At 72.1% G+C, this 20,800-nt stretch carries 13 protein-coding genes; 11 read left to right on the top strand and 2 right to left on the bottom strand.

The genetic code is table 11. The features are described from left to right. Positions 1-73 precede the first annotated feature (73 nt). From RT054_RS05235 to RT054_RS05200, 8 genes are all read left to right on the top strand, one after another. Positions 74-766, top strand: coding sequence for a type 1 glutamine amidotransferase domain-containing protein (locus RT054_RS05235; RefSeq protein ID WP_313022446.1), 693 nt, complete (start codon positions 74-76; stop codon positions 764-766). A gap of 439 nt (positions 767-1,205) precedes the next feature. Beyond that, a complete protein-coding gene (locus tag RT054_RS05230; RefSeq protein ID WP_313022509.1) occupies positions 1,206-3,419 on the top strand; it encodes an ATP-dependent DNA helicase in 2,214 nt (737 codons plus the stop codon). An 86-nt stretch (positions 3,420-3,505) separates the two neighbouring features. Next, a complete protein-coding gene (gene holA, locus RT054_RS05225) occupies positions 3,506-4,507 on the top strand; it encodes a DNA polymerase III subunit delta (protein WP_312718143.1) in 1,002 nt (333 codons plus the stop codon). A 179-nt stretch (positions 4,508-4,686) separates the two neighbouring features. Continuing rightward, the gene (gene rpsT / locus RT054_RS05220) at positions 4,687-4,947 is read left to right on the top strand and encodes a 30S ribosomal protein S20 (protein WP_313022444.1); all 261 of its coding nucleotides are present in this window, start codon (positions 4,687-4,689) and stop codon (positions 4,945-4,947) included. A 286-nt stretch (positions 4,948-5,233) separates the two neighbouring features. Then, positions 5,234-8,224: a class I tRNA ligase family protein gene (locus tag RT054_RS05215; RefSeq protein ID WP_313022441.1), complete on the top strand. Its 2,991-nt coding sequence runs from the start codon at positions 5,234-5,236 to the stop codon at positions 8,222-8,224. A 1-nt stretch (position 8,225) separates the two neighbouring features. After that, positions 8,226-9,086: a DegV family protein gene (locus tag RT054_RS05210; protein WP_312718139.1), complete on the top strand. Its 861-nt coding sequence runs from the start codon at positions 8,226-8,228 to the stop codon at positions 9,084-9,086. Positions 9,087-9,838: 752 nt separating this feature from the next. After that, positions 9,839-10,687 carry a ComEA family DNA-binding protein gene (locus RT054_RS05205; RefSeq protein ID WP_313022440.1) on the top strand — a complete coding sequence of 283 codons (849 nt, stop codon included), beginning with the start codon at positions 9,839-9,841 and terminating at the stop codon, positions 10,685-10,687. 615 nt (positions 10,688-11,302) lie between these two features. Continuing rightward, positions 11,303-13,615, top strand: coding sequence for a ComEC/Rec2 family competence protein (locus tag RT054_RS05200; RefSeq protein WP_313022439.1), 2,313 nt, complete (start codon positions 11,303-11,305; stop codon positions 13,613-13,615). Between the two features lie 79 nt (positions 13,616-13,694). Here the strand turns inward: RT054_RS05200 and RT054_RS05195 are convergent, their stop codons facing one another. Both RT054_RS05195 and lexA read right to left on the bottom strand, forming a co-directional pair. Then, positions 13,695-14,612, bottom strand: a complete 918-nt coding sequence (locus RT054_RS05195) for a LysR substrate-binding domain-containing protein (protein WP_313022438.1) — start codon at positions 14,610-14,612, stop codon at positions 13,695-13,697. 202 nt (positions 14,613-14,814) lie between these two features. After that, positions 14,815-15,540 (bottom strand): transcriptional repressor LexA, encoded by a 726-nt coding sequence (gene lexA, locus RT054_RS05190; RefSeq protein ID WP_312718133.1) that lies wholly within the window; start codon positions 15,538-15,540, stop codon positions 14,815-14,817. A gap of 440 nt (positions 15,541-15,980) precedes the next feature. Here lexA and RT054_RS05185 point away from each other — a divergent pair, with 440 nt between their 5' ends. The 3 genes from RT054_RS05185 (at position 15,981) to RT054_RS05175 (ending at position 20,588) form a co-directional block, all read left to right on the top strand. Further along, entirely contained in the window at positions 15,981-16,439 is a 459-nt protein-coding gene (locus RT054_RS05185) for a LysM peptidoglycan-binding domain-containing protein (protein WP_313022437.1), read from the top strand. A gap of 647 nt (positions 16,440-17,086) precedes the next feature. Beyond that, positions 17,087-17,599: a transcriptional regulator NrdR gene (gene nrdR / locus RT054_RS05180; protein WP_313022436.1), complete on the top strand. Its 513-nt coding sequence runs from the start codon at positions 17,087-17,089 to the stop codon at positions 17,597-17,599. Positions 17,600-17,705: 106 nt separating this feature from the next. Further along, positions 17,706-20,588 (top strand): vitamin B12-dependent ribonucleotide reductase, encoded by a 2,883-nt coding sequence (locus RT054_RS05175; RefSeq protein WP_313022435.1) that lies wholly within the window; start codon positions 17,706-17,708, stop codon positions 20,586-20,588. The last annotated feature ends 212 nt before the right edge of the window (positions 20,589-20,800 follow it).

The following is a 20,800-nucleotide window of genomic DNA, read 5'->3' as shown; positions in this document are numbered from 1 at the left end:
CCGCTCTCGCCTCGCGCGCGTCGTGGCGGTCGGCGGTGGGTTTGTCCGCCGCGGCCACGGGAAAGAAGAAGTCATGGGTAAGAAGACGAGCAAGCGCATCCTCGCGATCACCACCAGTGCCGGGGAGTACGAGAAGAAGGGGTACCGCACGGGCCTGTGGCTCGGGGAACTCACCCACTTCTACGACGAGGTCACCAAGGCCGGGCACGACGTGGTCATCGCGAGCATCGACGGTGGCGTGGTGCCACTGGATCCCGAGAGTCTCTCGACCGGCGTCCTCGCCATGGGGGGCACGAAGAAGCGGTACGCGGATCGTGGGTTCATGAACCTGCTCGACACGACCCCGGCCGTCGCGGACCTTCAGGCCGAGGACTTCGACGCGATCTACCTCACCGGCGGGCACGGCACGATGTTCGACTTCCGCAACCCCGCCCTCGCGCGTCTCGTCGCCGACTTCTGGCGCCAGGGCAAGATCGTCTCGGCCGTCTGCCACGGCCCTGCCGGGCTGCTCGACGTCCAGGTCGAGGGCAAGCCCCTGCTGCGGGGTCGTAAGGTCACCGGCTTCTCCTGGCCCGAGGAGAAGCTCGCCGGCCGCGACGACGCCGTGCCGTTCGACCTCTCCAAGGCACTCCAGGAGAGGGGCGCCAAGTACAAGAAGCCGTTGCGCCCCATGGCCAAGAACGTCGTCGTCGACGGCCGTCTCATCACCGGTCAGAACCCCATGAGCGCCAAGGCCGTCGCCAAGGCCGTGCTCAAGGCGCTCTGAGCCCACCACGACCGGGAGCAGACCCGGCGCCACGGAACGCGGTATCCCCGGTCACCGGGGGTGCCGCGTTTCTCGCGTGCCGGCAACCTCCGGGGGTCGGTGGCCGGCTCGCCTGGGTCGCGTGTCGCGAACGATGTGGCAATGTCGGCGGAGTCGAGGGCTCGACCCGCCGTGGCGGCCTGGCCCGATTGCTGGTCAGCGGGTCGGCACCGTCACGGCCCCGGCGCCGACGCCGCTGGAATTGCCACATCGTTCGCGGCACCTCACCGGTGGCCGGCCACGGGGCGCGGGGGCGCGAGGGCCCCACCCCTGTGGAGGGCGGACCTGGACGGCGAGCTCGAGGCACTAGCCTGTGCGGGTGCGTGGAGCCCGAGTCGATGACCTGCTCGCCGCCGCCGTCGAGGCGGTCGGGGGTACCGAACGACCTGGTCAGAAGCGCATGGCCCTTGCCGTCGAGGACGCCGTCGCGGCCCAGGAGCACCTGCTCGTCCAGGCCGGGACGGGTACCGGCAAGTCCCTCGCCTACCTCGTCCCCGCCGTCGCCGACGCGGTGAACACGGGCACGCCCGCCGTCGTCGCAACCGCGACTCTCGCCCTCCAGGCCCAGATCGTCGACCGCGACATGCCTCGCGTCGCCGACGCGCTCGCACCGATGCTCGGGCGACGACCCACCTACGTCCTCGTCAAGGGGCGCCGCAACTACGTGTGCCTCCACAAGCTCGCCGGCGGATTCCCCGAGGACGACGGAGCGCTCTTCTCCTCGGCCGGCCTCGTCCGAAGCGACGCCGGGGAGGCGAAGGAGGACGCCGACCGCGGGGGTGCGCGCGGCGAGGGGCCCTCCCGGCTCGGCGCCGAGGTCCTCCGCCTGCGCGAGTGGGCCGAGAGCACCGAGTCCGGTGATCGTGACGAGCTCGTCCCCGGCGTGAGCGAGCGGGCGTGGCGGCAGGTGTCGGTGGCCGCCCGCGAGTGCCTGGGCACCAAGTGCCCGATGCGCACGGAGTGCTTCGTCGAACGCTCGCGTGAGGCGGCCAAGGACGCCGACGTCGTCGTCACCAACCACAGCTTCATGGCCATCGACGCCTTCGAGGGCCGGGCGATGCTGCCCGAGCACCACCTGCTCGTCATCGACGAGGCCCACGAACTCGTCGATCGGGTCACCGCCACGGTGACCGACGAGCTCTCGCCCGGCATGGTGACGAGCGCGGCGCGCAAGGCGGCCTCGTACACCGGGACCGACGACCTCGTGGGCGCGGGGGAGGTCTTCGCGCAGGCCTTGCAGCCCATCCCCGAGGGCCGGTTGATCACGGTGCCGGAGTCCCTGGCCGGCGCCCTCGCCGTGCTGCGGACCGATGCCCGCGCGGTTCAGAGCGGTATGAAGTCGGACTCCAAGGGCCGTGATGACACCGACGGCGCCCGGGCCGTGGCGAAGGCGGCGGTCGACGAACTCGTCGACGTCGTCGACCGACTGCTCGAGGAGCGCCACCTCGACGTCGCCTGGGTCAACCAGAACCCGCAGCGGGGTGCGGTGCTGCGGGTCGCGCCGATGAGCGTCGCGATGGACCTGCGCGACAAGCTCTTCGCCGAGCGCACGGTCGTCCTCACCTCGGCGACGATCGAGCTCGGCGGCTCGTTCGACGCCGTCGCCGGCACCCTCGGTCTGCGGGGGGAGGGCGCCCCGGACTGGCAGGGCCTCGACGTGGGCAGTCCCTTCGACTACCCGGCCCAGGGCATCGCCTACGTCGCCGCCGGATTGCCCGCACCGGGGCGCGACGGGCCGAGTCCGGCGATGTTCGACGAACTCGAGCAGCTCATGCGTGCCGCAGGCGGCCGCACGCTGGGGCTGTTCTCCTCGATGCGCGCCGCCCAGGCGGCGGCCGAGGAGATGCGCGAGCGCCTCGGGGACGACATGCCGATCCTGTGCCAGGGCGAGGACCAGATCACGACGCTCGTCCGGCGGTTCGCGGCCGACGCGCGCACGTGCCTGTTCGGCACCCTCACGTTGTGGCAGGGCGTCGACGTGCCCGGGCCGGCATGCCAACTCGTCGTCATCGACCGCATCCCGTTCCCGCGGCCCGACGACCCGCTCGCCTCGGCCCGCACGCAGGAGATCGGCCGCATGGGCGGCAACGGGTTCATGGCGGTCTCGGCGACCCATGCGGCCCTGCGCCTCGCCCAGGGGGCGGGGCGACTCATCCGCCGCTCCGACGACCGGGGCGTCGTCGCGTTCCTCGACTCCCGCATGGTCACGGCCCGCTACGCCGGGTTCCTCCAGCGGTCGTTGCCGCCGTTCTGGCCGACGACGAACACGGCCGTCGTCCATGAGGCGCTGCGACGTCTCGACGCGTCGGCCGCGCCGGTCGTTCCCGTGGCCCCGCCTCCGGCGCGGGGGGTCGTCGCGGGCGAGAACGAGCACCCGCCGCCGAGCGGGGCCGCCACGCCCGTCGTCGAGCGGGTCAGCGACGCGGTCGCCACCGGCGCACCGGCGGCAGCCGACTCCCGCACCGCGGTCACGAGCGGTCACGCCTGGTCCCGCGAGGACGACGAGGAACTCAAGGACGGCCGCGATCTCGGGCTCGACGCCGACGAACTCGCCGACCACCTCGGCATCCCGGTCGAGGCCGTCCAGGCGCGCCTCACGCTGCTGCGCCTGTGACGACCGCGCCCCCCACGCCACGCCTCCGGGGTGGGTGCTGGGTGGGGCGACGAAGGGGTGTCGGGACGTTTTGACATCCTGACCCCGTGAACACCGACGACGACTGGTCCCCGAGTTCGCCGCGTGGGGGAGTCCCGCCCCTGGTGCTCGTCACCGGGCCCGAGCAGATCCTCGCCGAGCGCGCGATCACGGCCACGATCGAGGCACTGCGGTCCCTCACGCCCGACGTCGAGTACATCCGGGTCGACATGGAGTCCTACGAGCCCGGCCAGATCGGGATGCACTGTGCCCCCTCGTTGTTCGGTGGGGACAAGTGCGTCGTCGTCCGGGGCGCGGATCAGGCGGGGGACGAGGCGCAGGCCGACCTGCTCGCTCAGATCGAACGCCCCGAACCGGGGATCACGCTCGTCGTCGCGCACGCCGGGGGCAACCGCGGCAAGAAGGTCCTCGACGCGATGAAGAAGAACGGTGCGCGGGTGCTGGAGGCGCCGGCGATCAAGTCCGACCGGGAGAAGGCGGAGTTCGCCCAGCACGAGTTCCGCCGGGCCCGCCGCAAGGCGACTCCCGAGGCGATCCGTGCGCTCGTCGAGGCCGTCGGCAAGGACGTGCGTGAACTCGCTTCCGCCTGCACCCAACTCATCGACGACACGACGGGGGTCATCGACGAGCACGTCGTCGCGACCTACCACGGCGGCAAGGTGGAGGCGAGCGGGTTCCGTGTCGCCGACGCCGCGCTCGCGGGCAACGCCCCGGAGGCCCTCCGGCTGTTGCGACACGCCCTCGCGAGCGGCGTGGACCCCGTTCCCATCGTCGCGGTGCTCGCCGTGCAGCTGCGGCAGCTCGTCAAGGTCGCCGGCGCGGGGCGGTCGAGTTCGGGCTCCCTCGCCAAGGCCCTCGGCATGGCGCCGTGGCAGATCGACCGCGCCCGGCGGGCGTTGAACGGGTGGGACGTCGAGGGCCTCGGCCAGAGCATCCAGGCCGTCGCCGCCGCCGACGAGGCGGTCAAGGGCGGTGGCCGCGACCCGCTGTACGCCGTCGAACGGGCGGTGCTGACGATCTGCGCGAACCGATCCGGCCGGGGGCGGTGAGGACGCCGCCGTTTTGGGGAGGCGTGGACGGCGCTGGTAACGTGGGTCCTCGCGTGTGCGCTCAGGTCGTGCGCCGACACGCACCACACAGTCCGCCCTTGACCGGAGCCCGACCAGCACCGGACCCGAGGGCGGGCCTGTCCTTCCTGACAGCCGAACGACCGGAAACGAGAGTCACCATGGCGAACATCGCCTCGCAGATGAAGCGGATCAAGACCAACGCCAAGCGCACCGAGCGCAACAAGGCCTACAAGTCCGAGCTCCGCACCTGGATCCGTCACTTCCGTGACGCCGCCGCCACGGGCAACAAGGAAGAGGCGGGCAAGGCTCTCGCACTCGCCAGCCGCAAGCTCGACAAGGCCGTGAGCAAGGGCGTCATCCACAAGAACCAGGCCGCGAACAAGAAGTCGGCGATGGCCAAGGCGTACAACGCGCTCTGAGTCACGTCGCGTCGGTGGCCGCGGGCCACTCGCGCCAGGCGGGCCGCTCCCTTCTCGGGGGCGGCCCGTCGTCGTACCCGGGGTGTCGCAGGCGTGGCGACGGCACGTCGCGGGCGCCGGGCGGCGGAAGGACGAGCCGCCCTCGCAGGGCGGTGGATATGCCGGATGGCGCGTCGAGGCGCTGGGTTAGGCTGACTCACCGGCCCGAGCACCGCGGGCCGATGGCCGCTCTCACCGGCCGGCGCCGGGTTCGCCGCCGGAGAGCACCCGAGGAGCGAAGGACGCGATGAACGACACCCCCTACCGGTACGACCCCGCGCTGGCCGAGCAGATCGAGCTCTCCTGGCAGGACCGGTGGGCGGAGGAGGGGACGTTCCGCGCCCCCAATCCCGCCGGGCCGTGGGCCGACGCCCAGGGCGTCGGCGACCGCGAGAAGCTCCTCGTCCTCGACATGTTCCCCTACCCCTCGGGCGCGGGTCTGCACGTCGGTCACCCGCTCGGGTACATCGCGACCGACGTGTGGGCGCGATACCACCGCATGATCGGCAAGAACGTCCTGCACTGCCTCGGCTACGACGCGTTCGGCCTTCCGGCCGAGCAGTTCGCCGTCGCCACCGGACAACATCCGCGCGAGACGACCGAGGCCAACATGGTCGTCATGAAGCGGCAGCTGCGTCGCCTCGGCCTCGGCCACGACGACCGCCGCACGATCTCGACGATCGACCCCGAGTACTACCGCTGGACCCAGTGGATCTTCCTGCAGATCTACGAGTCCTGGTACGACCCCGACGCGGAGCGCGCAGACGGTGGTCGCGGCAGGGCCCGGCCCATCGCCGATCTCGTCGCGGCCCTGGAATCCGGTGAGCGGCCTTTGGACGGCACATTCGCCGGGCGGGCCTGGTCCGACCTCGACCGCACCGAACAGCACGCCTACCTCGACGAGCACCGCCTCGCCTACACCGCGGAGGCGCCGGTCAACTGGAGCCCGGGCCTCGGCACGGTCCTCTCGAACGAAGAGGTCACCAACGACGGGCGCTCCGAGCGCGGCAACTACCCCGTCTTCCGCGCCAACCTGCGTCAGTGGATGATGCGCATCACCGCGTACGCCGACCGGCTGGCCGACGATCTCGACCGTGTGGACTGGCCCGAGAAGGTCAAGCTCATGCAGCGCAACTGGATCGGGCGCAGCCACGGTGCGCGGGTCGACTTCGCCGTCGCCGACCGGGGCGGTGCTGCGGGCCCCGGCGCCGCGCCGCGGACGGGCGTCGACCCCATCACGGTGTTCACGACCCGCCCCGACACCCTCTTCGGCGCGACGTTCATGGTCCTCGCGCCCGAGCACCCGCTCGTCGACGAGCTCGTCGAGGACGTCTGGCCGAGCGACGTGCCGCAGGCCTGGCGCGGCACGACGGTCGACGGTGCGCCGGTCGAGGCCGCCTCGCCGCGCGAGGCCGTCGCCGAGTACCGGCGTGCGGCCGGTCGTAAGTCCGACGTCGAGCGGCAGGTCGAGGACAAGACGAAGACCGGCGTCTTCACGGGCGGGTACGGCATCAACCCCGTCAACGGCGAGGCCATCCCCGTCTTCGTCGCCGACTACGTCCTCATGGGGTACGGCACCGGCGCGATCATGGCCGTCCCGGCCCACGACGCCCGCGACTATGCGTTCGCCTCCGCCTTCGAGCTGCCGATCCGCGACGTCGTCGCGCCTTCCGACGCCGACGTCGCCACGTTCTCACCCACGACGTCGCTCGATGCGGGAGCCGCCTTCACCGCCGGGGGAGTCGCGGTCAACTCCGCCAACGACGAGGTGAGCCTCGACGGCCTCGGCCTGGAGGAGGCCAAGGAACGGATCTCTGCGTGGTTGTCGCAGAAGGGCCTGGGTGAGAGCACCGTCACCTATCGCCTGCGGGACTGGCTGTTCAGCCGGCAGCGGTACTGGGGGGAGCCGTTCCCCATCGTCTTCGACGAGGACGGCCTCGCCCACGCGCTCCCGGACTCCGCGCTGCCCGTCGAACTGCCCGACGTGCCCGACTACAGCCCCAAGACCTTCGACCCCGACGACGCCGACACCTCCCCGGAGCCGCCGCTGTCGCGGGTGCCGGAGTGGGTCGAGGTGGAACTCGACCTCGGCGACGGGCCCAAGCGGTACCGCCGCGAGACGAACACGATGCCCAACTGGGCCGGGTCGTGCTGGTACTACCTGCGCTACCTCGACCCGGCCAACGACGAGGCGTTCGTCGACCCGGCGGTCGAGGAGTACTGGATGGGGCCGCGCCCCACGACCGTGCCCGGTGCTCCCGCGGGGGTCGCCGACCCGGGCGGCGTCGACCTGTACGTCGGCGGCGTCGAGCACGCGGTCCTCCACCTGCTCTACGCGCGGTTCTGGCACAAGGTGCTCTTCGACCTCGGTCACGTGAGCAGCGAGGAGCCGTTCCGGCGGTACTTCAGCCAGGGCTACATCCAGGCCTACGCCTACCGCGACCACCGCGGCCAGCCCGTCCCGGCCGCGGAGGTCGAGGAGAGCGCGGCCCCGGACGGCACGGCGACGTACTCGTGGCGGGGCGAGTCCGTGTTCCGGGAGTACGGAAAGATCGGCAAGTCGCTCAAGAACGTCGTCAGTCCCGACGAGATGTACGAGGCCTACGGCGCCGACACCTTCCGCGTGTACGAGATGAGCATGGGCCCGCTCGAACTGTCCAAGCCGTGGGAGACGCGGGCGGTCGTCGGCTCGCAGCGATTCCTCCAGCGGCTCTGGCGCAACGTCGTCGACGAGACGACCGGCGAGGTCGTCGTCACCGACGACGCCCTCGACGACGAGACGGCCCGGCTGCTGCACCGCACGATCGACGGCGTCCGCAGCGACTACGCGGGGCTCCGCTTCAACACGGCCGTCTCCAAGCTCATCGAGTTCAACAACCACCTCACCAAGCGCGACGCGACGCCCCGCTCGGCGGCCGAGCCGCTCGTGCTCATGGTCGCGCCCGTCGCACCGCACCTCGCCGAGGAACTGTGGCGTCGGCTCGGGCACGAGGAGAGCCTCACGTACGAGTCGTTCCCGGAGGCCGACCCGGCGATGCTCGTGGAGGACACGGTGACGTGCGTCGTCCAGATCAAGGGCAAGGTGCGGGCCCGCATCGAGGTGCCGGCCGACGTGAGCGAGTCGGAGCTCGAGGCGACCGCGCTCGCGGAGCCGCGGGTGGCGGACCTCATCGCCGGTCAGACGGTGCGCAAGGTCATCGTCCGCGCGCCGGGTCTCGTCAACATCGTCACGGGCTGACGTGCCGGTCGCGCTCGTCACCGACTCCACGGCCTATCTCGCGACGGAGTTCCTGGAGGACCTCGGCATCGCCGTGGTGCCCCTGCACGTCTTCGCCGACGAACACGAGTACACCGAGGGCCTCGACCTCGACGACGACGAGCTGGTGCGTCTGCTCAGACGCGCGAAGACCCTCACGTCGTCGAGGCCGTCGCCGCAGGCGTTCCGCACCGTCTACGAACGGCTCGCCGCCGAGGGGGCGACCGGGATCGTCTCCGCACACCTCGCGGAGGGTCTGTCGGGAACGTGTGACGCCGCGCGTCTGGCTGGCGAGGCGGTCGACGTCCCCGTCACCGTCGTCGATTCCGGGACGATGGGGATGACCCTCGGGCACGCCGTCGTCGCGGGCGCCCGCGCGGCGGCCGACGGAGCCGCCGACGCGGAGGTGGCCGAGGTCGTCCGCGCGCGGGCCGCAGCCGGAGATCTGCTCTTCTACGTCCACACCCTCGAGTTCCTCCGCCGTGGAGGGCGCATCGGCAACGCCGCGGCGTTCTTCGGTTCGGCCCTCGCCGTGCGGCCGCTGCTGCGCCTCACCGACGGGCGCATCCAGCCGGTCGAGAAGGTGCGGACCACCGGCCGTGCCCTCACCCGCCTCGTCGAGCTCGCCGGCGACGCCTGCCCTGGTCAGTCCGTCTCCGTCACCGTCCACCACCTCGCCGATGAGGTCGGTGCGCACCGCCTCGCCGCGCGGCTGGAGGAACGCCTGGACGGACGCCTCGTCGCCGACGTCGCCGTCCGCCCCATCGGGGTCGTCGCCGCGGTCCACCTCGGTCCCGGCGCCATCGCCGTCTCGCTCAGCCCGGTCGTGACGCCGGGGTCGTGAACCGCGTCGGCCGGTTGCTCGTGCCCCTGCCCGGGGCGCCGCCCGCCGTGGTGCCGTCGCGGCCGGCCGGGGGCCGGTCATCCACACCCTCGCTGGGTGGAGGTCGGTCGTCCCCAGGACCGCGCGACCCGGACCGGGGACCGTCGGCGCATTTCTAGCGTGTCGTCATGCCCGTCGACCGCGCCACCGCCCTGCTCACCGCCGCCCGAGCCGCGCGGCAGGAGAGTGCGCCGTTCGGCGCCGCGCCCGGTGATGCCGACGGACGCTCTTCGGGGGCCCATCGTGACCATGTCGATGACCCACCGTGGCGCGGGTCGAGGTACCCACGCGGCTCGGACGAAGGCGGGGACGAGGTCGCGGACGGCGCTGAGGGCGAGTGGCCCGAGCCGTCGGGCGCGGCGAGGGGGCCGGCGTCGTTCCCGGGGCGTCGCGAGACCGAGACCGGCGAGGATGTCGGCCATGGGGGAGGCGAGTCCTCGGGGCGGGTGGGGGACGGCGCCGATCGACGCCGACGCCTCGACCGGCCGGGGGACGGCATCCCGGCCGACCTGTGGGGGCCGGACACCGAGGCCCTCCCGGCCGTCGTCACCCCCGCCCGCGCGCCGTCGACGCCGATGAGCAGGCGCGCGCGCAGAGAGGCGGAGGAACGGGGACGACGGCGCCCGGCGGACCGGGGCCGCACACCGGGGCGATCGCGGGTGATGCCGTCGCAGTCCTGGGAGGAGCCCCCGGAGTCGTGGGCGCCGGGACCCATGGAGGCAGAGCCATGGCCGTCGGCGACGGGAGAATCGTCGACGACGCGCGAACGGTCGACACTGCCGTCGGAGGCGCTCGTGCGTGGGCGGGACGGAGTGTGGGAGTTGCCGGTGACCCTCGCGGGGGCGCGCGTGTCGCCGCCGTGGCTCGCCGTGGGGGGTGCGGCCCTCGTCGTCGTCGCGGCGGTCGCCGTCGTCGTCCTCGCGTTCGTTCGGGGAGAGCCCGCGTCCGAGCCCGTCCCGACGCGTGTTCGCCCGGCGGCATCCGCCACGGCCGCCCGGAGCGCGACGAGTGAGAGCGGCGCCGGAGGCGACCGCGGCGGCGCGACGATGACGGCCCCGCCCTCGGCCAGCGGCAGCCCAGGGGCCGTGGGTGCCGCTGCCACGCCCGCGGGGGAGTACCTCGTCCACGTCGTCGGCAAGGTGCGCCGCGCGGGCGTCGTCGCGGTCCCGGCGGGGGCGCGCCTCTCCGATGCCATCGCCAAGGCGGGAGGCGCGGCACCGGGGGCGGTCCTCACCGGGGTCAACCTCGCGCGTCCCGTCGTGGACGGGGAGCAGATCGTCGTGCCCGACAAGAACGGCGCCCCCATCCCCGTCAACACCATGCCCCCGCCCGCGACACCCCGGCCGGGTGCGGCTCCGGCGCCCCCGGCACAGCTCATCGACCTCAACACGGCCGACCAGGCCGCGCTCGAGTCACTCCCGGGCGTGGGCCCGGCGCTGGCCGGTCGCATCCTCGCCTGGCGGACCGAGCACGGACGGTTCACGTCCGTCGACGAGCTCGGTGAGGTGAGCGGGATCGGAGAGAAGCGACTGGAGGACATCCGGCCCAAGGTGCGGGTGTGAATGAGAAGAGGGGTGCGCGGTGCTGGGCCGATCGGTCGAGCAGGACCGAGGACGTCAGCCGGCCGCGAGGTGGCCGGCAGCGCCCGGTGGCCGACAGGACGAAGTGGCCGACAGGGCGAAGTGGCCGACGACGTCGCGATGGGCGACTGGGCCGGGCCGATGAGAGCGACGAGGGCTGTCGAGCCGACAGGAGAGATGAGTGCGGCAGCGCCCGCGCGAAGCCGCCGGGTGGGCGGGAAGACCGGACCGGCTCGTCGTGGCGGGGATGACCGTGATGGTGGGGATGACGGTGCCGTCGAGGTCGGGGCGTCGGGCGCGATGCTCCGCGACCGGAGGGGGCCGACGCGGGAGGGGGCGCGTCAGGATCACCCCCCGGCGGACCTGCGCCTGCTCGGCCCGGCGCTGCTGGCCTGGGCGACCTCCGCCGCCGCGCTGGGGCGTGGGCCGGGGTGGCCTCTGGGAATCGGTGCCCTGCTCGGCGTGACCGGGCTGGCGCTCGCGCTGTGGGCGAGGCGTCCTCGGCACCGCGGCGGCCGTGGTGCCGGGCCTCCGCGGACCACCCGCGCCGCGCGGTGGAGAACCCGGGACGGAGGGGCCCCGGCCCCACATACGATCGTGGCGCGGTCCGCAGGCCTCGCCCTGGGGCTGCTGCTCTCCTCCGCCCTGCTGCTCCGGGTGGCCGCGGAGGAACACCGATCCGGCGCCGGGCCCCTCACCGATCTCGCACGGGACAGGGCCACCGTGCGTCTCGAGGGCCGGGTCGCCGGGGAGCCACGCCCGCTCCGGCGGAAGGAGGCCGGGGCGGCACGGGTCGCCGTCGTCCTCACGGCGAGTCGGGTCGACGCCCGTGGGTCGAGTACCCCGGTCCGGACACCGGTGCTCGTGCTCGGGGGGACCGAGTGGGCGGACGTCGGCTGGCGTGACGTGGTCGAGGTCCGGGGTCGTCTGGCCCCGGCCCAGCCTGGCGATCAGGTGCGCGCACTGGTCGTGACAGGCGACCCGCCGACGATCCGCGCCGGCCCGGGCGCGGTCGTGGCCGCCTCCGACGTCGTGCGTGTCGCGATGCGCGAGGCCACCGCGCCGCTGCCCGCGGACGCCCGGGGCCTCGTGCCCGCGATGATCATCGGCGACCGACGGGCCGTCCCCGAGGACCTCGACGACGCCATGCGGGCCACGGGAATGACCCACCTCACGGCCGTCTCGGGGACGAACTGTTCACTCGTCGTGGGCGGCGCGATGTGGCTCTGCGGCTGGGTGGGGGTCCGGCGCCGCTGGCGTCCGGCGGTGGGACTGTGCGTCCTCGCCGGCTTCGTCGTCCTCGCGCGTCCGGACCCGAGCGTCCTGCGCGCCGCCGTCATGGGGGCGGTCGGGCTCGTGGGGTTCGCGCGGGCGCGGCGGGCGGTCGGACTGGCGTCCCTGGCAGGCGCGGTCCTTCTGTTGCTCGCCGCCGACCCCTGGCTCGGACGATCCTTCGGATTCGCTCTCTCGGTACTCGCCACGCTGGGGCTGCTCGTGTTCGCGCGACCCTGGTCGGACGCCCTCGCCACCGGACTCCGCCTGCCGCGGGTGGTGGCGATCGCGCTAGCGATCCCCCTCGCCGCCCAGGTGACGTGCGCACCGGTGATCGTGCTGCTGCAGGACGAGATCAACGTTGTGGGCGTCCTCACTAACGCCCTCGCCGGCCCACTCGTGGCGCCGGTGACGCTCCTCGGTGCCGGCGTCGCCGTCCTCGCGCCCGTGTGGGCGTGGGGCGCCACGGCCGTGGCGTGGGCAGCGGCACTCCCCGCCCTCGGGATCGCGACGACGGCTCGAGTCGGGGAGACCGCGCCGCTCCGGGCCATCCCGTGGCCGGGTGGCCCCGGCGGGGCCGGCCTGCTCGCGGTGGTGCTCCTCGTCCTCCTCCTCGGCGGGCGGCCCCTGTGGCGCCGGCTGCGGGGCGACCCGCATCGCGGTCCCGGTCGCCCTCGCCCACGGGTGGCACTCACCCTCGTCGCCGTGCTTCTCGTCTCGGTCGGGGCCGCTCTCCTCGTCCGCACGCGCACCGGTTTCCCGGGGCCGGCTCCCCAGGTCGTCATGTGCGACGTCGGGCAGGGAGATGCCTTCGTGCTCCTGTCCGGTCCCGGCCGGGCGGTGGTCATCGACGCCGGACCCGATCCCGACCTCCTCGACGACTGCCTCGACGAGGTGGGCGTGCGCGTCGTGGAGGCCGTGGTGCTCACGCACTTCGACACCGATCACGTCGGAGGGCTCGGGGGTCTGGCCCGGGGCCGCGAGGTCGGGGACGTCGTCGTGTCGACGGCGTCGATGGTCGACGTCCGCCCGCGCGTGGAGCGGTGGTGGCACGACCACGGACACCCCGTCCACGAGGTGGCCCAGGGCGACCGGCTCGCCTGGGGAGGAGTGTCGGCGCTCGTGCGCGGACCACGCCGGACGGGGCCGGCGCGGTCACCCAACGACGGCTCCCTCGTGCTCGACGTCGTCATCGACGGACCGGGCGAGGATGACGCCGTCCGTGGGCTCTTCCTCGCCGACGCCGGTCAGGAGGCCGGCACCGTCGTCCGCACCGACCTACGCAGGTCGTGGGCACCCCCGAACGGTCGCGACATCGGCGGTCCCGCGCACGACAGCGGGGCCGGCGGGACCGAGGACGCGAAGGGGAACGCGGAGATGCCGTTCGACGTCGTCAAGGTCGCCCACCACGGATCGGCCGACCACGATGCCCGCCTCCTCGACCTCGCGGCGGCACCCGTGGCACTCGTCAGCGTCGGCGAGGACAACACCTACGGACACCCCACCCCGAGCCTTCTCTCCCACCTGCAGTCCGCGGGCTCGGTCACCTATCGCTCCGATCACGACGGCTCGGTCGCGGTGCGTAAACAGGAGGGCCGCCTCCTCGTCGTGAGACAACGGGGCCGGGGCTGGTGGTGACCGTGTCGGTCGATCGAGGTGCCGGGGGAGCGAGCGCGAGGTCGAGAGCGTCTGCGGGAACGGCGGGCGTCGCCGAGGGTCAGGCCCGGGCGCGCAGGTCCCGAGAGCTCTCGCAGAGGGCATCGAGTGTCGCCCTCACCGCGGGCACGCGCTCGAGATCGGGGGTGGTGACGACGTGCACGGTGCGGTGCGACGGCGGGTCGAGCGGACGGATCGCGACCCCGGGGTTGGTGATCGCCGCGAGGATGAGATCCGGGATCAGCGCGACGCCGAGGCCTGCGGCGACGAACCCCTGGACGGCGACGTAGTCCTCGGTCTCGTAGCGCACGGCGGGCTCGAAGCCCGCCGCGTGACCGAGGGAGAGCAGATGACCCCGGCAGCGCGGGCATCCCGCGATCCACGTCTCCCCGGCCAACTCGGCGAGGGGGACCACGTCGGCCTCGGCGAGCGGGTGCGTGGGGGGAAGGGCGACCCGCACGGCATCGTCGAGAAGTGCGTGCGTCGTGAGTCCCTCGAGGTCCTCACCGCGCGCCACGTCGGTGCCCTCGTAGGCGAACGCCACGGCGAGGTCGCAGTCTCCGGCCCTGAGCGCGGCGAGCGATTCCGGGGGCTCCGCCTCGGTGAACGTGACGGAGACGTCGGGGTGTCGCTCCGCCATGAGCGCCAACGCGTGGGGGAGCAGGGTGCTCGAGGAGGAGGGGAACGCCATGAGCCGCACCCGCCCCGCCCGGAGACCGGCGATGGCGGCGACCTCGTCCTCGGCCTCGTCGAGGGCCGCGAGAACCGGGCCGGCGTGCCGCACGAGCACCTCGCCGGCCTCGGTGAGCCGGATCGAGCGACCGATGCGCTCGACGAGGACGGTGCCCAGACGCTGTTCGAGTCGCCGCACCATCTGCGAGACCGCCGGCTGGGAATAGCCCAGGGAGGTGGCGGCGCCGGTGAAACTGCCCTCGTCGGCGATGGCTTTCATGACTCTCAGGCCGCCGGCGTCGATCATGCCCCCAGCCTACGGGTGCGTCCGGCCGGGGACACCAAAGCACGGACAACCCGGGCTGAGTGGGCGCCGCCGGGCACCGGGCCACGGCGGGTCACTGCGCCTCCGCCCTTCTCACGAGCAGTGGCGACGACGACCGGTCGGCGGCCGCGTGGTCGAGCCCGCCGTCCCGCGACAGGCGGGCCTCCGGGGGATCCCGAGGACGTCAGATGCTCCGCATGACGGCCGTGACCTTGCCGAGGATCGTGGCCTCGTCCCCGTCGATGGGGTCATAGCTGGGGTTGTGCGGCAGCAGCCAGACGTGGCCGTCGCGTCGCTTGAAGGTCTTGACGGTGGCCTCACCCTCGATCATCGCCGCGACGATGTCACCGTTCTCGGCTGTGGGTTGGGAGCGCACGACGACCCAGTCCCCATCGCAGATCGCGGCGTCGATCATCGAATCGCCCGCGACCTTGAGGAGGAAGAGCCGGCCGTCGCCGACGAGCTCCCGGGGCAGGGGGAAGACGTCCTCGACCATCTCCTCGGCCAGGATGGGGACCCCGGCGGCGATGCGGCCGAGGAGCGGGACGTACGTCGGCTCCGGGCGTGCGTCGCGGTCGATGAGCTCGTCCTGGCCGGAGACGATGGCCTGCGCGATGGCGGCCGCGTCCGCGCCGGGCGGAGGAGCGACGATCTCGAGGGCCCGGGGCCTGTTCGGGTCCTTGCGCAGGTATCCCTTGCGCTCCAGTGCCGAGAGCTGGTGGGCGACGCTGCTCGGGCTGGTGAGCCCCACGGCCTCCCCGATCTCCCGCAGGCTCGGCGGGTACCCGCGCGAGTCCACCGAGATGCGGATGAAGTCGAGCACCTTGCGTTGGCGAGGCGTGAGCCCCGGGGTGTCGCGATGGCGGATCGTGCGGACCTTCTCCACGGCGTGTCCTCTCTGCGTGCTCATCCTGCCGACCGCCGCGCCCCCGGGCCGGCGGACCGCACGCATGGACCGGACCGACGGACGGACCGGTGGCCCGACCCACGTCCGTGGGGGTGTCCACCGCGCTGTCGCGTCGCGTGCCTGTGATGCGTCGTCGCAGGTCGAAGGGTTGTCGGAGGGCTCTGGTCGAATCCCTGCATGGACATCCTACGGTTGCTCGCACAGATGTTTCAAACATCTGTGCGACAGGTGTGGACAGCGTGTCGCGAGTGCGCGATGATCGTAACTGAGTTCGAAGGACACGTGCACGGGTCGACATCGTGCGCGTCGCTCTTCGTCAGGACTGTCTCGCGGTGGTCGCGATGACGGTGGCGACGGTTCGAACGCACTTCCCAGGGTCACGGCGCCCCGCGTCGGGTGACTCGGAGTCGGTGATCGTGAACGTCCGTGACAAGGAGGCTTCGATGACGATTCAGGCGTACGAATGTCGAGCGGCCCGCCGCGAGCAGGTGGCGGTCGCCTCGATCCCGGCGATGGGCGGGGAGATCGTCCTGGGCGGGGAGGAGGTCGTCGGTGGGTCCGTTTCCCGGGCGCCCCGACATCTCCGCGTGGTGCGCGAGGACGAGCGCGTCGCCCGCCCCGGGTTGCGGCTCACGCGTCGGGGCAGGCTCGTCCGCACCCTGCTCGTCTTCGGTGCACTCAGCCTGCTGTCGCTCGTCCTGGCGGCGCGGTGGGCGGCTCCCGACCTGCCACCCACCCACTCGGTCACGGTCCGGGAGGGGCAGTCCCTGTCGCAGATCGCCGAACAGGAACTGCCCATGATCCCCGCCCAGGCCGCGGCGCTGCGCATCCGCCTCGCCAACGGCATGAGCAGCTCGGTCGTCATGAGTGGCCAGTCGCTCGTCATCCCGGGAGATCAGTGACGGTGCGATCCGGCCGGATCCGCACCATGTCGAACGCCCTCGAACGGCGCGCCGGCCACCCTCGAACGGGTGGTCAAGAGTTGGTCAGGTGCGTCCCGAAAGGGCCCCGAGGGCGCCATGGCCCAGGCGGCGGGCAGTAGTCTTCCCGAGGCGCCGGACGCCGGACCTGTCGGGCACCGCCGCACCCTCTCGCAGCTGCCGTGGAATGTGGCCGAATCCGGGATCGCGTCGGCATCGGTGCCCCCGCCATTCGGCGAGATCCGGGCGGTGCGCGCCGGGCGTCGCGGGGTCGCACTCCTGGTGACGCGCGCGACGCGCCGAGGTTTGGCAGCGGGCGCCCGGGGCTCTAACATCCTAGATGTAGTGCTTACACGGATGTGATTCCCCTACATCTAGGGGTTGGGGTAGCGTTCTCGCCCAGGGGTCGGCGGTCATCGGACCGATGTCGCGACCGCTCTCACGGCGTTTCCCCGTGCTGACCAGTTCCACGCCGGTCGGTGTCGCGCCGGGCAGTTCCGCGCAGTCTTCGTCGTTCCGACCCTCGTCCCGTCCTCACCGTTCCAACCGGTTCGTCTCCAGCCGTCTCGTCCGCTCCACCCGGGCCCGAACCCGGGTACGCAGGTCCGTCGCCACCGAAGGGGGTTCTCGTGCACTGTCCGTTCTGCCGCCACACCGACAGCCGCGTCGTGGACAGCCGCCTCGTCGACGATGGCGCCGTCATCCGTCGCCGTCGCCAGTGCGCGTCGTGCGGACGCCGGTTCACCACGACCGAATCCGCGGGCCTCACCGTCATCAAGCGCTCCGGGGTCACCGAACCCTTCAGCCGCACGAAGGTGCTCGTCGGGGTCCGTAAGGCCTGCCAGGGGCGCCCGGTCGACGAGGACGCCCTCGCCCTCCTCGCCCAGCAGGTCGAGGAGGTCGTGCGCTCTTCCGGCCAGGCCGAGATCGACGCGCACGAGGTCGGCCTCGCCGTCCTCGGCCCGCTGCGCGCGCTCGACGAGGTCGCCTACCTCCGCTTCGCCAGCGTCTACCAGAACTTCGAGACTCTCGAGGACTTCGAGGCGGCCATCGCCCTGCTTCGCCTCGACAGGTCCAGCCAGAGCGAGGCGGCCTCGGCCACCACGACCAGCGAGGCGGCCTCGGCCACCACGACCACGTGACTTCTACGGCCGGTTCCTCGGCCCCCTCCCGGCGCAGTCCTGCGCCCCCGCGACCCCGGTACCCCGGCGTCGTCCCCGACCCGATCCGCGACCACGAGGAGACAACATGACGGACACCACGGGCACGCGGGCAGGATCCCGCAAGCGCGCCGGCAAGGGCATCAGCGTGGAGCGGATCTTCACCACGCCCGGCGAGCACCCCTACGACCAGGTCACCTGGGAGCAGCGGGACGTCGTCCAGCAGAACTGGAAGACCGGGGCCACGATCTTCGAGCAGCGCGGCGTCGAGTTCCCCGACTTCTGGAGCGTCAACGCCTCCACGATCGTCACCACCAAGTACTTCCGCGGCGCCCTCGGCACCGAGAAGCGGGAGCGGTCCCTCAAGACCCTCATCGACCGGGTCGTCCTCACCTACGTCGCGGCCGGCAAGCGTCACGGTTACTTCGCCACCGACGAGGACGCCGAGATCTTCGAGCACGAGCTCACCTACGCGCTGCTGCACCAGGTCTTCAGCTTCAACTCCCCGGTGTGGTTCAACGTCGGCACGCCCAGCCCGCAGCAGGTCAGCGCCTGTTTCATCCTCTCGGTCGACGACTCGATGGACTCCATCCTCAACTGGTACAAGGAGGAGGGGTTCATCTTCAAGGGCGGCTCGGGCGCCGGCCTCAACCTCTCCCGCATCCGCTCCTCCAAGGAGCTGCTCTCCTCCGGTGGCACGGCTTCCGGCCCGGTCTCGTTCATGCGCGGCGCGGACGCGTCCGCGGGCACGATCAAGTCCGGCGGCGCCACCCGCCGCGCGGCCAAGATGGTCGTCCTCGACGTCGACCACCCCGACATCGAGGAGTTCGTCGAGACCAAGGCGCGCGAGGAGGACAAGATCCGGGCCCTGCGCGACGCCGGGTTCGACATGGACCTCGGCGGCAAGGACATCGTCTCGGTCCAGTACCAGAACGCGAACAACTCCGTCCGGGTCTCCGACGAGTACATGCGCGCCGTCGAGGAGGGCACCGACTTCGGTCTGCGGGCCCGCATGAGCGGAGACGTCATCGACACCGTCGACGCCCGCGACCTGTTCGGCAAGATCGCCAAGGCCGCGTGGGAGTGCGCCGACCCGGGCATCCAGTACGACGACACGATCAACGACTGGCACACCAACCCCGAGACGGGCCGTATCACGGCGAGTAACCCGTGCTCGGAGTACATGAGCCTCGACAACTCCTCGTGCAACCTCGCCTCGCTCAACCTCCTCAAGTTCCTCCGCGACGACGACACCTTCGACGCCGAGACCTTCCAGAAGGTCAGCGAACTCGTCATCACCGCGATGGACATCTCCATCTGCTTCGCCGACTTCCCCACGGAGTCCATCGGCGCGACGACGCGGGACTACCGCCAGCTCGGCATCGGCTACGCCAACCTCGGGGCGCTGCTCATGGCCACGGGCCACGGCTACGACTCCGAGGGAGGACGCGCCCTCGCCGCGTCCATCACCTCGCTGCTCACCGCCTCGGCGTACAAGCGGTCCGCGGAACTCGCGGGCGTCGTCGGCCCGTACGAGGGGTACGCCCGCAACTCCTCGGCGCACCTGCGCGTCATGCGCAAGCACCAGGCCGCCAACGACACCGTGCGGACGTTGGAGGAGATGGACGGCTCGATCCACCGCCTCGCGACCCGCGCCTGGGAGGACGTCGTCACCCTCGGTGCCAAGAACGGGTTCCGCAACGCGCAGGCGTCGGTGCTCGCCCCCACGGGCACGATCGGCTTCATGATGGACTGCGACACCACCGGCATCGAGCCGGACTTCTCGCTGGTCAAGTTCAAGAAGCTCGTCGGCGGCGGGTCCATGCAGATCGTCAACCTCACGATCCCGCGTGCCCTCGCCCGCCTCGGCTACCAGCAGGAGCAGATCGAGGCGATCGTCGAGTACATCGCCGAGCACGGTCACGTCATCGACGCGCCGGGTCTCAAGACCGAGCACTACGAGGTCTTCGACTGCGCGATGGGCGAGCGGGCGATCTCGCCGATGGGGCACGTGCGGATGATGGCGGCGTGCCAGCCGTTCCTCTCCGGTGCGATCAGCAAGACGGTCAACCTGCCCGAGAGCGCCACGGTCGAGGACATCGCCGAGGTCTACATGCAGGGCTGGAAGCTCGGCCTCAAGGCCCTCGCCGTCTACCGCGACAACTGCAAGGTCGGTCAGCCGCTGTCGACCGAGAAGACGAAGAGCAACGAGGCGGAGGCCGTCGTCGAGAAGGTCGTCGAGTTCCGCCCGGTGCGCAAGCGCCTGCCCAAGCGTCGTAGCTCGGTGACGACGTCGTTCACGGTCGGGGGCGCCGAGGGCTACCTCACCGCCAGCTCCTACCCGGACGACGGCCTGGGCGAGATCTTCCTCAAGTTCGGCAAGCAGGGGTCGACCCTCGCCGGTCTCATGGACGCGTTCTCCCTCGCGGTGTCCGTCGCGTTGCAGTACGGCGTGCCGCTCGAGACGTACGTGGAGAAGTTCACGAACCTGCGCTTCGAGCCCGCCGGCCTCACCGACGACCCCGACGTGCGGATGGCGCAGTCGATCATGGACTACGTGTTCCGCCGCCTGGCGCTCGACTACCTCGACTTCGAGACGCGCTCGTTCATGGGCATCCACACCGCCGAGGAGCGTGCGCGTCAGCTCGAGACCGGCTCTTATGCGCCGGCCACCTCCGAGGAGGACGACGAGGACTACGAGGAGGAGCTGGAGAACTACAGCCAGACTCCGGCACCCTCGACCCGGCGCTCGGGGGTCGAGGAGGCCCGCCGACTGTCGGTGTCCTCGGGCAGCGGCGCCGCGGCCGCGAAGTCGGTGAGTTCCGACGTGCACTCCTCGGCCGAACTCATGGAGAAGTTCCAGGGCAAGGCCGCCGACGCGCCGATGTGCATGACGTGCGGCACGAAGATGCGCCCGGCCGGAAGCTGCTACGTCTGCGAGGGCTGCGGCTCCACCAGCGGCTGCAGCTGACGGACCGTGGAGGCGGGACGCGGGGGTCGACGATCACGGTCGGCCCCCGCTTCGCGTGTGCGCACTCCCTCCCGTCGGGCCTGCGTTCTCGTCCGGCCCACCCCTGGCGTCGGTCCTGCCCTCCACCGGGTCCGGCCCGTCGCTCGCCCCGCCGCCCTCCGGGCCCCGCTCGTCGCGACCCGATGGGCGCGCGGGAGGACCCGGACCGGGCG

This window comes from Mobilicoccus sp., assembly GCF_032060985.1.
Classification (GTDB): Bacteria; Actinomycetota; Actinomycetes; order Actinomycetales; family Dermatophilaceae; genus Mobilicoccus.
The sequence above is the reverse complement of the archived record's forward strand: the minus strand, read 5'-3'. Positions and strand labels throughout refer to the sequence as shown.